Source organism: Stenotrophomonas sp. 10L48 (assembly GCF_056395105.1).
Window position 1 is genome coordinate 1 of the sequence record NZ_JBFTIX010000003.1, and the last position, 13,991, is coordinate 13,991.

The following is a 13,991-nucleotide window of genomic DNA, read 5'->3' on the forward strand; positions in this document are numbered from 1 at the left end:
GGCCGGCAACCACGTGCAGCCGCGTGATGTTCATGAGGTTGCCGGCCAGCGGCCGRCACTACGGAACTCAATACCCACGCGTAGATGCGGCGCCCACGGAGTGCCGCATTCTGTGGAGCACAGCAGCTGGCGGACATACTCCGCCGCAGCGGCAGGTGCTCTGGCCTTCTTACTTATCATCGTGTCGCATGCAGCCTCAAACGGACCGCCTTCGTACCCGTTGAGTCAAACAACCCCGCCGGGAACCACGCCCAACAAAAAGGCGGCGCCCTGCGGGCGCCGCCTTCCATGCAGCAGACGCAGGCCCGGATCAGTCAATCAACGCGGCCTCGCGCCGGCGGAACACCGATACCGCCTGGTTCAGCGCACCGGCCTGCGACTGCAGTTCACGTGCCGCCGCAGTGGCTTCTTCCACCAGCGCCGCGTTCTGCTGCGTGGCCTGGTCCATCTGCACCACCGTCTGGTTGATCTGCTCGATACCGGATGACTGCTCCTGTGACGCCGCCGAGATCTCGCGCATCAGGTGGCTTACGTTCTCCACGCCGCCGACGATGCCCTGCATGCGCTGTCCGGCATCGGCCACCAACTGGGCGCCCTCGCCGATCTGACGTCCTGCCTCGTCGATGAGGACCTTGATCTCCTGGGCCGCCGCCGCCGATCGCTGTGCGAGCACACGGACCTCGCTGGCGACGACCGCGAACCCGCGTCCCTGTTCGCCGGCGCGTGCCGCTTCAACCGCTGCGTTGAGCGCGAGGATGTTGGTCTGGAAGGCAATGCCGTCGATCACGCCGGTAATGTCGCCGATCCGCTTCGACGCGCCTTCGATGGCCTGCATGGTGTCGACCACCCGCTGCATGGCGTGGTTGCCATCACTTGCTGCGCCCTGGGTGGAGGCGGCCAGCTCGCTGGCCTGGCGCGCATGCGCTGCGTTCTGGCGCACGGTGGCGGTCAGCTCCTCCATCGAGGCGGCCGTTTCCTGTAGATGAGCGGCCTGTCGCTCGCTGCGCTCGGACAGCGCGCCGTTGCCGGCGGCGATTTCGCTGGCGGCCGTGCTGATGGTGGTGGCGCAGTGCTGGATGTGGCCCACCATGCGCGCCAGCTGGCCGGCGGTGGCGTTGGCATCGCGCTGGATGGCGGCGAACGCGCCGTGGTACTCGCCCTGCATGCGACGGTCGAGATCGCCGTTGGCCATCGCCGAAAGCATCTGCCGCACTTCGTCGACCGTGCTGCCCAGTGTGTCCAGCAGCTGGTTGATGCCCCCGGTCAGGCCGTCGAGGAAGCTGGCGCCTTCGCTGGCTTGCAGGCGCTGTTCCAGATCACCCTGCGCGGCGGCATCGACAATCCCGGCGACGGCATTCTCCAGCGTCAGTTCATGGGTACGGTCATGCCATTCCACCGCAAAACCCAGGCGCGCGCCCTGTGCGTCGAACACCGGGGTGACGACCTGAGCGAAGTGCACCGGCCCGATCCGCACCTTGCCGTTGTGTGTCGCCTGCAGCCCATTGAGGATGCCGCGGATGCGGTCAGGGTTGGCATGGAAGCGATGGATGCTGCTGCCGACCAGCCGCTCGGCGTCGAAATCGGGGAAGGCCTGGCGCAGCGTGGCCTGCTGGTTGCGCAGCAGCGCCACCACCGAGCGGTTGACGTAGCGGATGACGTGATCGTTGTCGGCGATCATCATCGCCGTGCGCGAGGCATCCAGTGCCTGGCGGATCTGCGCGTTCTCGGCATGTGCTTCGGCCTCGCGGCCGCGCTGCGCCTGCACATGGCGTGCGGTATCGGCCAGCGCGTGGGCCAGTGAACCGGGTGCGTAGTTGCGTGCATCGCTGTGTGCGCCGAGGTCGGCGCCCGTGGCAATGTCGCGTGCCAATGCCGCCAGGCGGTGCGGTCCGTGACCCAGCGCTTCGCTCTGTTGGCGCAGGCGCGCGGCGGTCTGGCCCAGCACCAGCGTCAGCACCGCCAGGGCCATGGCATTCAACAGCGGCGGCAGGACGGCCGCCCCATCAAGCAACGGCGCCAGCAACGCACTGACACCCACGGCGCCGGCCAGCCACAACGGCATGCGGTCACGCTGGATGAGCAGCACGCCCAGCAGCAGCGCGATGGGCAATGCGGCATTCAATCCGCTGATATGACAGAGCAGGCTCAACTGCAGTGAAAGCAATACGGCCAGGCCGTTGCGCGCGAGCGCATGGCCGGCCTGGCGCCAGCCCAGCCAGGCGGCTGGCAGTACCGCGGCGGCAACGGCGCTCGCAGCGGGCAGCGACGTGCCGCGCACGGCAAGCACAAGGCCGATCGCTGCGAATACCACGCTGCCCAGCAGCAGGCGACGATCGCCCCGCTGTGCCAGCTGTTGCAGATAAGGGACACGGCCCTGGTCGGGCGGGCGGGAGGACGCAATGGACATCGGCAACTCCTGGATCAACGGACGGCAGCGACCCTGCAACGCCCTGCGCGGATGAGCGCAACGACGGCACGGTCGGGGAATTCGGGGAATGCGGCGCAGGCAGCGACGCGGAGGACGGACACCGTGACCACATCCTGTGGATGACGGTGCAGCAGACGGGACATGCGGTCTTCCTTGCAGAACCAGGAACGAGCCGCAGGCACAAAGGGCCTGCGTGCTGTGGACGCAGGGGCCCACTACCGTTCTATCGGCCGCACTGGCGCAGAGTGAAGTGCGCGCGGCCGACGATGGTCAGCGTGCGTTGGCGTTTTCGCTCAGGAACGCATCGATGACGGCGGCAATACGCGCCGGGTGTTCCATGTGCAGGTGATGGTTGCCGGGGAATACCGCCAGGCGGCCATCACGCAGATGCTGCAGGCGCTCGCTGCGCATCGGCTCGGGATAATACGACTGTGCAGGCGTGGCATAGATCACCTGGGTAGGACAGGTGATGGCCTGCAGCAGGTTGTCGATCTGGCCTTCGCTGAGGCGGATCGCGGTGGGCAGCATCAGGCGCGGATCGCTGCACCAGCGATAGCCGCCTTCGACCGGCTCGACACCGCGTTCGACCAGCAGGCGTGCGCAGCCTTCGCTGAGCTGGTTGGTCATCATCCGCGCCCGGATCGGTGCAGCCAGATCCGGGAACACGCGCAGCTGCTTGCGTGCCAGTGCTCGGGTGGCGTCGACGTGCTCGCGCAGGCGGCTGGCAGTTTCTTCCTCCGGCCCGCGCAGGCCGCCGAGTGCCTCGATGGCGACCAGCCGTTCGATGCGATCACTGACCGCTGCGGCGAGGCTGGCGATGCCGGCACCCATCGAATGGCCGATCAGGGTGAACCGGTCCCAGCCCAGTGCATCGGCGACATCGAGGACATGGGTGATTGCTGCTGGCGTGGTGTACACCGCCCCGATCGGCAGATGCGCGCTGTGGCCGTGCCCGGGCAGATCGATCGCCACCAGGTCCAGGTGCGGCAGATGCGGCGCCAGCGGAACGAAGCTGGCCGCATTGTCGAGCCAGCCGTGCAGGGCCAGCGCCCGCGGACCCTTACCCGGCCGGCGCAGGCCGGCGACACGGACGCCCGCGACCTGCAGCTCAAACGGCTGCAGGCTCATGCCAGCGACGCCACGGCCAGCCGAGCCAGTGCGCGGGCGTGATCCGGTGCGGCGTTGAGGCAGGGGATATAGCGCATCTGTGCGCCGCGCTCGGCCAGTGTTTCGGTGAAGCCCATGGCGACTTCTTCCAGTGTTTCCAGGCAGTCGGTGGCAAACCCGGGGCAGACGACGTCGATCTGTTTCACCCCCGCTTCGGCCAGCTCCCACAGGCTGGGCTCGGCGTAGGGCTGCAGCCAGCGTTCGCGGCCGAAGCGCGACTGGTAACCCATCTGCCAGTCGTCCGCGCCCAGGCCCAGTGCTGCGGCGATCGCGCGCGCACTGGCCTCGCAGCGCTGCGGATAGGGATCGCCGGCATCGGCAAGGCGCTGCGGAATGCCATGGAAGGAGAACATCAGCTTCTGGCCGCGACCCTGCTGCTGCCAGTAGCGCTGGATCGAGCCGGCAACGGCGGCGACCCAGTCCGGATCGATCGAATAGTCCTGCACCAGGCTGACGGTGACCTGTGGGTTCCTGCGCTGCCAGGCATCCACACGATCCTCGACCGAGGCCGTGGTGGTGGTCGAATACTGCGGATACAGCGGCAATACCACGATGCGGCGCACGCCCTCGGTGGCCAGCCGATCCAGTTCGGTGGTGAGCGCGGGTTCGCCGTAGCGCATCGCGTGGCGTACGCGCAGCGTCGGCAGCAATGCTTRCATCGCCTGCGCCAACTGGCGGGTGTGGACCATCAGCGGCGAGCCTTCCGGCAGCCACACCTGGGCGTACTTGGCGGCTGAACGGCTGCTGCGCAGCGGCAGTATCAGACCGCGCAGCAAGGGCTGCCACAGCAGTGCCGGCAGCGAGACCACGCGCCGGTCGGACAGGAATTCGGCCAGATAACGGCGAACGGCGGGGGCCGTCGGCGTCTCGGGCGTGCCTAGGTTGACCGCCAGTACGGCGGTATCGGGTGCGTCGAGCATGGGCGGTATTGTCGCCGATTCCATCGTCACGTCGGCATGCAGGGTTCGGATGGATGTCATCGATGAGGCCAATATGAGCAGGCAACGCTCATTGGGGATTCATCACAACACTACTAATTTCAGTCACTTGCTATATCTTCCTATGGACTGACTTCTGGAGCCTGCCATGCGTCGCCCGATCCAAGCCCTGCTGATCGCCGCCAGCCTGCTGTCCAGCCAGGCCATGGCCGGACCGCAGGAAGACCAGCGCGCCCGCAACGCGGTGCGTGTACTGGCTGAAATCCAGGGAATCCCTGAACAGGGCATTCCGGACAAATTGCTCGACGAAGGCCGCGCGGTCATCGTCATTCCCGACACGATCAAGGCCGGTCTGGTGATCGGCGGCCGTCGTGGCCACGGCCTGATGTCGGTGCGCATGCCCAATGGTGCGTGGTCCAACCCGGTATTCATCAAGCTCACCGGCGGCAGCATCGGCTTCCAGGCCGGTGTGCAGTCCTCCGACGTTGTGCTGGTGTTCCGCAACGACCGCAGCCTGGACAACCTCGTCAACGGCAAGTTCACCCTCGGCGCCGATGCCGGTGTGGCCGCCGGTCCTGTGGGCCGCAATGCCGCCGCCGCCACCGATGGCCAGCTGAAGGCCGAGATCTGGTCGTGGTCGCGCGCCCGCGGCCTGTTCGCTGGCGTGGCCCTGGATGGTGCGATCCTGCAGATCGACGATGCTGCCAACCTTGACGCCTACGGCAGCAACACCACCCCGCGGATGATCTTCGAGGGCCGCGCGGCTGGCTCGCCTTCAATGGATGTGGTCGCTTTCCGTGATCGCCTGGAAGAGGCCACCTACGCGGCGCGCAACAACCGCAATGGTGGCAATGACGCACCGCGTCCGGCGGCTGCTGCAGCGCCTGCCCCGCAGCCTGTTCAGGCAGCGCCGGCGGCACCTGCTGAAGCGACCACGGCGCCGCTGCAGGCCGTGCCGCAGACCCCGCCGCCGGCCCAGCAGGGTTTCCAGCCGGTCAACGACGGTGAAATCCGCACTGAAACACTGGGCAACAACTGACTTTCGTCACGCGCGCCGGCTAACAGCCGGTGCGCTATGCTCGGCAATCTGATCACTAACGTAACGAGCGACTTATGGGCAGTTTCAGCATCTGGCATTGGTTGGTCGTGCTCGCCATCGTCCTGCTGGTGTTCGGCACCAAGCGCCTGACCAGTGGTGCCAAGGACCTCGGCTCGGCGGTCAAGGAATTCAAGAAGGGCATGCACGACGACGACAAGCCGAACGCGCAGTTGGGCGACGAGTCGCGCAGCCAGGACGCCTCGCGCACCGCGCAGGACGAGCACGACCGCAAGCCGCGTTGATCCGGAGCGGTTGCGGTGTTTGATATCGGCTTCAGCGAACTGCTGGTGATCGCGGTTGTCGCCTTGGTGGTGCTCGGACCTGAGCGCCTGCCCAAGGCGGCCCGCTTCGCCGGGCTGTGGGTACGCCGCGCGCGCAATCAATGGGATTCGGTCAAGCAGGAACTGGAACGCGAACTGCAGGCCGAAGACATCAAGCGGCAGATGCAGGACGTGCGCCAGGGCATGCAGGACACCGAGAACCAGCTGCGTGCCAGCGGCGAAGCCATGCGCCGCGAAGCCGAGCAGATGCAACAGCACAGCGACACACTGGCGCAGCAGGTGCGTGCACCGGCCCCGGCCGAACAGCCCCCACATCTGGCGGATGCGCCCGAGCCGGGGGGGGCGTCGACTGAAGGTGCAGCCATTACGCCTGCCACCGCTGAAGCTGCGGGCAATGCCGTTGCTGATACCGCGACCGAAACGCCCGCGCGCACGGAGCGCCCGTCATGAGCGAACACGACTTCGGCGAAAGTTCGCTGGTGGAACACCTGGTTGAACTGCGCTCGCGCCTGGTGCGTGCGCTGCTGGGGCTGGGCGTTGTGCTGCTGGGCCTGCTGCCGTTTACCCAGAAGCTTTACAACGCACTGGCCGAGCCGCTGATCTCGCAGTTGCCCAATGGGCAGACGATGATCGCCACCAACCCGGCCGGCGCCTTCTTCGCGCCGTTGAAGCTGACGTTCTTCGTGGCCCTGTTCGTGGCCGTGCCATGGCTGCTGTACCAGCTGTGGGCCTTCGTCGCGCCGGGCCTGTATGCACGTGAGAAGCGCCTGGCGATGCCGTTGCTGGTCTCCTCGGTGCTGCTGTTCTACACCGGCTGCGCCTTTGCCTATTTCCTGGTGCTGCCGGCGGTCTTCCACTTCCTCACCACCTTCAGCCCGGAAGTGATCGCGATCACGCCGGATGCGAATGCCTACCTGGATTTCGTGCTGGCGATCTTCTTCGCCTTCGGCGGCAGCTTCGAGCTGCCGGTGGCGATGGTGATCCTGGTGCTGCTGGGCTGGATCACGCCGCAGCAGTTCAAGGAAGGACGCGGTTACGCGATCGTCGGCATCTTCGTGCTCGCTGCGATCCTGACTCCGCCGGACGTGGTGTCGCAGCTGATGCTGGCGATCCCGATGTGCCTGCTGTACGAGCTGGGCATCCACGCCGCGCGCTGGCTGGTTCCGTCTTCGGTGGTCAAGAAGCCTGCGGCCTGATCCCCGGTAGCGCCGGGCCATGCCCGGCGTTCGTGGGGTGAAGTGACATCCATCCGCCGGGCATCGCCCGGCGCTACCGTTGAGCCCCGCTCAAGCGTGGAAGACGTCGTTGGCAGGCGGCGACTGCGGCACCGGCGGTGCGCCGCGGCTGCCGCGATGCACGAACATCTGCTTCCAGGCCGCATAGACGGCGCCGACATACAGCGGCATCAGCACCGTGGTGAACACCAGCTGCGCGATGAAGGCCGCCGCCAGCGGGCCGCCCAGCAGCATGCCGAGCTGGACCACGATCACGAACAGCACATAGACGCAGAACGCGGCGATCAGGCCGAGCACGGTGAACACGGCGGTGGCGCCGATGTTCTCGATGCAGCCCTGCAGGCTCAGGCGCAGCGCGTGCATGCCGCTCTGGCGGTCGAACACCACCAGTGCCGGCTGGGTGAACATCGCCAGGGTCAGCGCCACGGCGGTGCAGAACACCAGCAGCATCCACAGCGCGATGCGCTGCGCGGGCAGGTTGGCGACCAGTTCGGCGGCGGTTTCCGGACTGATCTGCTGCCCGCTGCGGCCGAGTTCCTGCATCTTGGTCATGGTGTCGCTGAAGGCGGTGAAGCCCTCGCGGCCGATCATCAGGTACAGCAGCGCGCCCAGCAGCAGCACGGCCAGCACCTGGATCGCCAGCGGCACCAGCAGGTGGCTGACACGACGGTCGCGGATCGGCTGCAGCAGATGGGTGGCCAGGCCGGGACGGCCCTGGTCGATCTCACCCATGGCGTACAGCATGCCGCCGAACATCACCGGTGAAATCACCAGCGTCATCATCTGCAGGGCCAGGCCGGCGGTACCGGGCAGCATCGTTCCCAGCAGGGTGACCACCCAGTTCACCAGCAGCCAGGTCAGGCCGATCCGGGCCAGCTGCAGCGGCGCACGCCGATACAGCGAGAACGTATCCAGCAACCACTGGGCGCCCGCCGAGGCTGGCAGCTTGCGAATCTCTTTCATGGACATCCGGGGAGGGACAGGAGGGGCCGGGCGGTGTGCCCGTGCCGCCGATTATCCCTGTTTTGCCACCGGCTGGGCTGAAGACAGCCGGGCCTGGCGGACAAAGCGCCGCAACAGCTGGCGCGCCAGCGGCGCGGCGCTGACCGCGCGCTCGATACTGCGCGCGCAACCGCCATGACGGCCGATGCAGTCGGCGCGTGCGCGCACGTAGCCACGCATGTGGTGGGTGGCGAATTCCGGATGGAACTGCACGCCCCAGGCCTGGCGGCCCCAGCGGAAGGCATGGCAGCCATCCAGCGGCGAGCGCGCCAGCACGGCGGCGCCTTCGGGTACGCGCAGCACGGTCTGCAGATGGGTGGCGTGGGCCGCGAAGTGGCTCGGCAGGCCCTGGAACAACGGGTCCTTCGCGGCCTGCGGGTCCAGTGCCAGCTCAATCGTTCCCGATTCGCGCCCGGCGGGGTTGTAGGCCACTTCGCCGCCCAGCGCGTGGGCCAGCAGCTGGTGGCCGTAGCAGATGCCGAACACCGGCACGTCGTCGTGCGCGGTCTGCCGCAGCCAGGCGGCACTGCGTTCGCTCCATTCGGCGTGGTCGGTGACGAAGGCGGCCGAGCCGGTTACCAGCACGCCGGCGAACTGGCGTGGATCGGGCAGGTCGGCGCCGTGCTCGACGTCGACCACGACGGTCTCGTGTTCTTCCAGGCCGGCGGCGACCCGGATCCAGTGCGGAAAGCGCCCGTAGCGGCGCAATGACGGCACGGGGCGGCCGGTTTCAAGGATCAGGAAGGGCGCTGGATTCATCCGGGGGAGGTAGTACCGACAGGACTTCCTCGATTGTAGTCAGCCCCTGTGCCACCTTTTCAAGCCCGGCCTGGCGCAGGGTTCGCACTCCTTCAGCACGCGCGGCACGGTTGAAACCGGCCAGATCCATGTCCGCACGGATCAGCCCGCGCAGGCGCGAGCCCAATGGCAGCAACTCATACAGGCCGATGCGGCCGAGGAATCCGGTGCGCCGGCACTCCAGGCAACCGACCGGCCGACAGGGCGTGGCGGTATCTGGATATGCAGCTTCGCTATCAGCCAGCACTGCCCAATCGGCCCGGCCGAGGGTGTGCGGCTGCTTGCAGTGCGGGCACAGGGTGCGCACCAGGCGCTGGGCGAGAATGCCGTTGACGGTGGACGACAGCAGGTAATGCGGTACGCCCAGGTCGAGCAGGCGGGTGATGGCCGAGGGCGCGTCGTTGGTGTGCAGGGTGGACAGCACCAGGTGGCCGGTCAGCGAGGCCTGCACGGCCATCTGCGCGGTTTCCAGGTCGCGGATCTCGCCGATCATGATGATGTCCGGGTCCTGCCGCAGCAGGGTGCGCACACCGCTGGCGAAATCCAGGTCGATGTTGGTCTGCACCTGCATCTGGTTGAATTCCGGCGCGATCATCTCGATCGGGTCTTCCACCGTGCATACGTTGACGTCCGGCGTGGCCAGCCGCTTCAGGGTGGAATACAGGGTGGTGGTCTTGCCCGAACCGGTCGGGCCGGTGACCAGCACGATGCCGTGCGGGCGCTCGACCAGGGCGGTCCAGCCGGCCGCTTCCTGCGGGCTGAAGCCGAGCTGGTCGATGCTCTTGAAGGCCGCTTCCGGGTCGAAGATGCGCATCACGCATTTCTCGCCGAAGGCGGTCGGCATGGTCGACAGGCGCATTTCCACTTCACGGCCGCCGGGCGAGCGGGTCTTGATGCGACCATCCTGCGGGCGCCGGCGCTCGGCCAGGTCCATGCGTCCGAGCACCTTGATACGGCTGACCACGGCGGTCATCACCGCCGGTGGCACTTCGAACACCTTGTGCAGCACGCCGTCGATGCGGAAGCGCATGCGGCCCATTTCGCGGCGGGGCTCCAGGTGGATGTCCGAGGCGCGCTGCTCGTAGGCGTACTGCAGCAGCCAGTCGACGATGTGCACGATGTGCTGGTCGTCGGCATTGACGTCGCCGGTGCGGCCCAGTTCCACCAGTTGCTCGAAGCTGGGCAGGGTGGTGTTGGCCTCACCCCGTACGTCGCCACGGGCACCGCGCACCGAGCGGGTGACGCCGAAGAACTCCATGGTGTAGCGGTGCAGGTCCAGCGGATTGACCACCGCCAGCTCGATGCGAAGGCGGGTCAGGTGCTGCAGGTCGCGCAGCCATTCCTGTGCCAGCGGCTCGCTGGTGGCCACCAGCACGCGTTCGCCATCCACCGCCAGCGGCAGGAAGCGATGGCGGCGCGCGTAGGCGTGCGAGGCCACGGCGGTGACCGAGGCGACGTCGACCCGGGTCGGATCGATGCGCAGGTAGCGGCTGCCGGTACGCTGGGCCAGCCACTCGGTGAGGCGTTCCAGATTGAGGTCGCCGCCGTCGCTGGCGGCCAGCTTGAGGTTGGACAGCAGCACCAGTGGATGCACTTCACTGGCATTGCGGGCGCCCTGTGCGGAAAAACGGATGCGCTCGCGCTCGTGCGCAGCCACCACGCCGTCGGCCAGCAGGGCCGCCGCAACCTGTTCGAACTGCAGGCGACCGGGCGGCAACGGTGCCGCTCCAGGCTCGCCGGGCGTGCCCGTGGGCAGCCGATGTTCCATCCACCTGCTCCTTCCGGGTACGGAATGCCCCGCAGGTCGGCCGTTATACTAGCGCACCCCTTTGCCGGCCAAGACTCGTCCGCATGTCCGCGACCCCGACCGTTCCGATCACCTTCCAGGGCCTGATCCAGACCCTGAACCAGTTCTGGGCCCAGCAGGGCTGCGTGCTCATCCAGCCGCTCGACCTGGAGGTGGGCGCCGGTACGTTCCACCCGGCCACCTTCCTGCGTGCGATCGGCCCGGAAACCTGGAACGCGGCCTACGTGCAGCCGTCGCGGCGCCCGACCGATGGCCGCTACGGCGAGAACCCGAACCGCCTGCAGCGCTACTACCAGTACCAGGTGGCGATGAAGCCGGCACCGGACAACATCCAGCAGCTGTACCTGGATTCGCTGAAGGCGGTGGGCATCGATCCGCTGGTGCACGACCTGCGCTTTGTCGAGGACAACTGGGAATCGCCGACCCTGGGCGCCTGGGGCCTGGGCTGGGAAGTCTGGCTCAACGGCATGGAGGTGACCCAGTTCACCTACTTCCAGCAGGCCGGTGGCCTGGAGTGCCGGCCGGTGCTGGGCGAGATCACCTACGGTCTCGAGCGCCTGTGCATGTACCTGCAGAACTGCGACAACGTCTACGACTTGGTCTGGACCTACGGCCCGGATGGGCAGCCGGTGACCTACGGCGACGTCTACCACCAGAACGAGGTGGAGCAGAGCACCTACAACTTCGAATACGCCGACGTGGAAGAAATGTTCCACCGCTTCGATGCCTGCGAGCGCGAAGCGCAGAAGCTGGTGGAAGTGAACCTGCCGCTGCCGGCCTACGAACAGGTGATGAAGGCCAGCCACACCTTCAACCTGCTCGATGCGCGCCGCGCGATCAGCGTGACCGAACGCCAGCGCTACATCCTGCGCGTGCGCGCGCTGGCCCAGGCGGTGGCCAAGGCCTACTACGAGCAGCGCGAGAAGCTGGGCTTCCCGGGCGCGAAGAAGGCCTGACGGCCCGTTCTCCCATCACGCGTTTCACCTACTACCCCAGGGGCGCCGGCCGCGTCGCGCGCTGCGCCCCCACCACAGGATCGAACCGATGAGCCACTTGTCTCCCCTGCTGATTGAACTGGGCACCGAAGAGCTGCCGGTCAAGGCACTGCCGGGCCTGGCCCAGGCCTTCTTCGACGGTGTTGTCGACGGCCTGCGCAAGCGCGGCGTGGAACTGGAGCTGGGCGATGCACGCCCGCTGTCGACCCCTCGCCGCCTGGCTGTGCTGCTGCCGGGCGTTGGCCTGGAGCAGCCGGAACAGCACAGCGAAGTGCTGGGCCCGTACCTGAACATCGCGCTGGACGCCGAAGGCCAGCCGACCAAGGCGCTGCAGGGGTTCGCGGCCAAGGCCGGGATCGACTGGACCGCGCTGGAAAAGACCACCGACAACAAGGGTGAGCGCTTCGTGCACCGTGCGGTGACCCCGGGCGCGCGCACTGCTGCGCTGCTGCCGGAGATCCTGCGCGAGGCCATCGCCGGCATGCCCATTCCCAAGCCGATGCGCTGGGGCGACCACAGCTGGGGCTTCGCGCGCCCGGTGCACTGGCTGGTGCTGCTGCACGGCGGTGACGTGGTCGAGGCCGAACTGTTCGGCCTGAAGGCCGACCGCATGAGCCGCGGCCACCGCTTCCTGCACGACAAGACCGTGTGGCTGACCCAGCCGCAGGACTATGTGGAATCGCTGCGCGCCGCCTTCGTGCTGGTTGACCCGGCAGAGCGCCGCCAGCGCATCGTCGCCGAGGTGGAAGCCGCTGCAGCCACCGCCGGTGGCAGCGCACGCATCACCGAGGACAACCTGGAGCAGGTGGTGAACCTGGTCGAGTGGCCGTCGGCGGTGCTGTGCAGCTTCGAGCGCGCGTTCCTGGCGGTGCCGCAGGAAGCGCTGATCGAGACGATGGAGATCAACCAGAAGTTCTTCCCGGTGCTGGATGACGGCGGCAAGCTGACCGAGAAGTTCATCGGCATCGCCAACATCGAGTCCAAGGACGTGGCCGAAGTGGCCAAGGGCTACGAGCGGGTGATCCGCCCGCGCTTCGCCGATGCCAAGTTCTTCTTCGACGAAGACCTGAAGCAGGGCCTGCAGGCGATGGGCGAGGGCCTGAAGACGGTGACCTACCAGGCCAAGCTGGGCAGCGTGGCCGACAAGGTCGCGCGCGTGGTGGCGCTGGCCGAAGTGATTGCGCCGCAGGTCGGCGCCGATCCGCTGCTGGCCAAGCGTGCCGCGCAGCTGGCCAAGAACGACCTGCAGTCGCGCATGGTCAATGAGTTCCCGGAACTGCAGGGCATCGCCGGCCGCCACTACGCGGTGGCCGGTGGCGAATCGCCGGAGGTGGCGCTGGCCATCGACGAGGCCTACCAGCCGCGCTTCGGTGGTGATGACATCGCGCTGTCGCCGCTGGGCAAGGTGCTGGCGATCGCCGAGCGCGTGGATACCCTGGCCGGCGGTTTCGCCGCGGGCCTGAAGCCGACCGGCAACAAGGACCCGTTCGCCCTGCGCCGCAACGCGCTGGGCCTGGCCCGCACGATCATCGAAAGCAGCTTCGAACTGGACCTGCGCGCGCTGCTGGCCAGCGCCAACGCCGGGCTGGCCGCGCGCAACGTGCAGGCCGACGTGGCCGAGCTGTACGACTTCATCCTCGACCGCCTGAAGGGCTATTACAGCGACAAGGGCGTGCCGGCCAGCCACTTCAACGCGGTGGCCGAGCTGAAGCCGGCCTCGCTGTACGACTTCGACCGCCGCTTGGACGCGATCGGGATCTTCGCGGCGCTGCCGGAAGCCGAGGCGCTGGCCGCGGCCAACAAGCGCATCCGCAACATCCTGCGCAAGGCCGAAGGCGATATTCCGGGCCAGATCGATGCGGCCCTGCTGCAGGAAGATGCCGAGCGCGCGCTGGCCGAAGCTGTGACTGCCGCCATCGACGATACCGGCGCCAGCCTGCACCAGAAGGACTATGTGGCCGTGTTGGCGCGCCTGGCCCGCCTGCGTCCGCAGGTCGATGCGTTCTTCGACGGGGTGATGGTCAATGCCGAGGATCCGGCACTGCGTGGCAACCGCCTGGCACTGCTGACGATGCTGGGCGAGCGCCTGGGCAAGGTCGCGGCGATCGAGCACCTGTCCAGCTGATCGCCCACGATGGGTAGCGCCGGGCCATGCCCGGCGGCTTTTCTGCAGGCCGCGCTGCGCGCTCGCCATGAATCAGACCGTATCCACGCATGGCGTGGATCTACTGGGTAGCCGGC

Annotated in this window: 12 protein-coding genes; 6 read left to right on the forward strand and 6 right to left on the reverse strand. The window is 67.5% G+C overall.

The genetic code is table 11. The annotated features are described in order from the left end of the window. Positions 1–310 precede the first annotated feature (310 nt). From AC1DCU_RS05590 to hemH, 3 genes are all read right to left on the reverse strand, one after another. Complete coding sequence (locus tag AC1DCU_RS05590; RefSeq protein WP_442251900.1) at positions 311–2,407, reverse strand: methyl-accepting chemotaxis protein; 2,097 nt, start codon at positions 2,405–2,407, stop codon at positions 311–313. Between the two features lie 291 nt (positions 2,408–2,698). Further along, positions 2,699–3,556 (reverse strand): alpha/beta fold hydrolase, encoded by an 858-nt coding sequence (locus AC1DCU_RS05595; RefSeq protein ID WP_442251899.1) that lies wholly within the window; start codon positions 3,554–3,556, stop codon positions 2,699–2,701. Next, positions 3,553–4,515 carry a ferrochelatase gene (gene hemH, locus AC1DCU_RS05600; protein WP_478014148.1) on the reverse strand — a complete coding sequence of 321 codons (963 nt, stop codon included), beginning with the start codon at positions 4,513–4,515 and terminating at the stop codon, positions 3,553–3,555. The genes AC1DCU_RS05595 and hemH overlap by 4 nt, the downstream gene beginning before the upstream one ends. A gap of 166 nt (positions 4,516–4,681) precedes the next feature. Between hemH and AC1DCU_RS05605 the strand changes: the two genes are divergently transcribed. From AC1DCU_RS05605 to tatC, 4 genes are all read left to right on the forward strand, one after another. Beyond that, positions 4,682–5,572: a lipid-binding SYLF domain-containing protein gene (locus AC1DCU_RS05605; RefSeq protein WP_025878761.1), complete on the forward strand. Its 891-nt coding sequence runs from the start codon at positions 4,682–4,684 to the stop codon at positions 5,570–5,572. A gap of 74 nt (positions 5,573–5,646) precedes the next feature. Continuing rightward, positions 5,647–5,874: a Sec-independent protein translocase subunit TatA gene (gene tatA / locus AC1DCU_RS05610; protein ID WP_025878762.1), complete on the forward strand. Its 228-nt coding sequence runs from the start codon at positions 5,647–5,649 to the stop codon at positions 5,872–5,874. Between the two features lie 15 nt (positions 5,875–5,889). Continuing rightward, positions 5,890–6,363 carry a Sec-independent protein translocase protein TatB gene (tatB, locus tag AC1DCU_RS05615; protein WP_442251898.1) on the forward strand — a complete coding sequence of 158 codons (474 nt, stop codon included), beginning with the start codon at positions 5,890–5,892 and terminating at the stop codon, positions 6,361–6,363. Continuing rightward, positions 6,360–7,109 carry a twin-arginine translocase subunit TatC gene (tatC, locus tag AC1DCU_RS05620; RefSeq protein ID WP_025878764.1) on the forward strand — a complete coding sequence of 250 codons (750 nt, stop codon included), beginning with the start codon at positions 6,360–6,362 and terminating at the stop codon, positions 7,107–7,109. The genes tatB and tatC overlap by 4 nt, the downstream gene beginning before the upstream one ends. Before the next feature lie 90 nt (positions 7,110–7,199). Here the strand turns inward: tatC and AC1DCU_RS05625 are convergent, their stop codons facing one another. From AC1DCU_RS05625 to AC1DCU_RS05635, 3 genes are read right to left on the reverse strand one after another with little or no spacing between them, the layout of a single operon-like run. Further along, positions 7,200–8,111 (reverse strand): BPSS1780 family membrane protein, encoded by a 912-nt coding sequence (locus AC1DCU_RS05625; RefSeq protein WP_025878765.1) that lies wholly within the window; start codon positions 8,109–8,111, stop codon positions 7,200–7,202. 51 nt (positions 8,112–8,162) lie between these two features. Beyond that, positions 8,163–8,909 (reverse strand): glutamine amidotransferase, encoded by a 747-nt coding sequence (locus AC1DCU_RS05630; RefSeq protein ID WP_442251897.1) that lies wholly within the window; start codon positions 8,907–8,909, stop codon positions 8,163–8,165. Further along, positions 8,881–10,716: a GspE/PulE family protein gene (locus tag AC1DCU_RS05635; RefSeq protein WP_442251896.1), complete on the reverse strand. Its 1,836-nt coding sequence runs from the start codon at positions 10,714–10,716 to the stop codon at positions 8,881–8,883. Before AC1DCU_RS05635 ends, AC1DCU_RS05630 begins: the two co-directional genes overlap by 29 nt. A gap of 83 nt (positions 10,717–10,799) precedes the next feature. Here AC1DCU_RS05635 and glyQ point away from each other — a divergent pair, with 83 nt between their 5' ends. Together glyQ and glyS are read left to right on the forward strand one after the other, a co-directional pair. Then, the gene (gene glyQ, locus AC1DCU_RS05640; RefSeq protein ID WP_025878768.1) at positions 10,800–11,711 is read left to right on the forward strand and encodes a glycine--tRNA ligase subunit alpha; all 912 of its coding nucleotides are present in this window, start codon (positions 10,800–10,802) and stop codon (positions 11,709–11,711) included. Positions 11,712–11,799: 88 nt separating this feature from the next. Continuing rightward, on the forward strand, positions 11,800–13,875 hold the full coding sequence (gene glyS / locus AC1DCU_RS05645; protein ID WP_442251895.1) for a glycine--tRNA ligase subunit beta: 2,076 nt from the start codon (positions 11,800–11,802) through the stop codon (positions 13,873–13,875). Positions 13,876–13,991 lie beyond the last annotated feature (116 nt).

Excerpts from the sequence above, each read along its gene's own strand:
- AC1DCU_RS05590 (WP_442251900.1), bottom strand. The coding sequence starts at position 2,407 with ATGTCCATTGCGTCCTCCCGCCCGCCCGACCAGGGCCGTGTCCCTTAT.
- AC1DCU_RS05595 (WP_442251899.1), bottom strand. The coding sequence starts at position 3,556 with ATGAGCCTGCAGCCGTTTGAGCTGCAGGTCGCGGGCGTCCGTGTCGCC.
- AC1DCU_RS05605 (WP_025878761.1), top strand. The coding sequence starts at position 4,682 with ATGCGTCGCCCGATCCAAGCCCTGCTGATCGCCGCCAGCCTGCTGTCC.
- tatA (WP_025878762.1), top strand. The coding sequence starts at position 5,647 with ATGGGCAGTTTCAGCATCTGGCATTGGTTGGTCGTGCTCGCCATCGTC.
- tatC (WP_025878764.1), top strand. The coding sequence starts at position 6,360 with ATGAGCGAACACGACTTCGGCGAAAGTTCGCTGGTGGAACACCTGGTT.
- AC1DCU_RS05625 (WP_025878765.1), bottom strand. The coding sequence starts at position 8,111 with ATGAAAGAGATTCGCAAGCTGCCAGCCTCGGCGGGCGCCCAGTGGTTG.
- AC1DCU_RS05630 (WP_442251897.1), bottom strand. The coding sequence starts at position 8,909 with ATGAATCCAGCGCCCTTCCTGATCCTTGAAACCGGCCGCCCCGTGCCG.
- AC1DCU_RS05635 (WP_442251896.1), bottom strand. The coding sequence starts at position 10,716 with ATGGAACATCGGCTGCCCACGGGCACGCCCGGCGAGCCTGGAGCGGCA.
- glyQ (WP_025878768.1), top strand. The coding sequence starts at position 10,800 with ATGTCCGCGACCCCGACCGTTCCGATCACCTTCCAGGGCCTGATCCAG.
- glyS (WP_442251895.1), top strand. The coding sequence starts at position 11,800 with ATGAGCCACTTGTCTCCCCTGCTGATTGAACTGGGCACCGAAGAGCTG.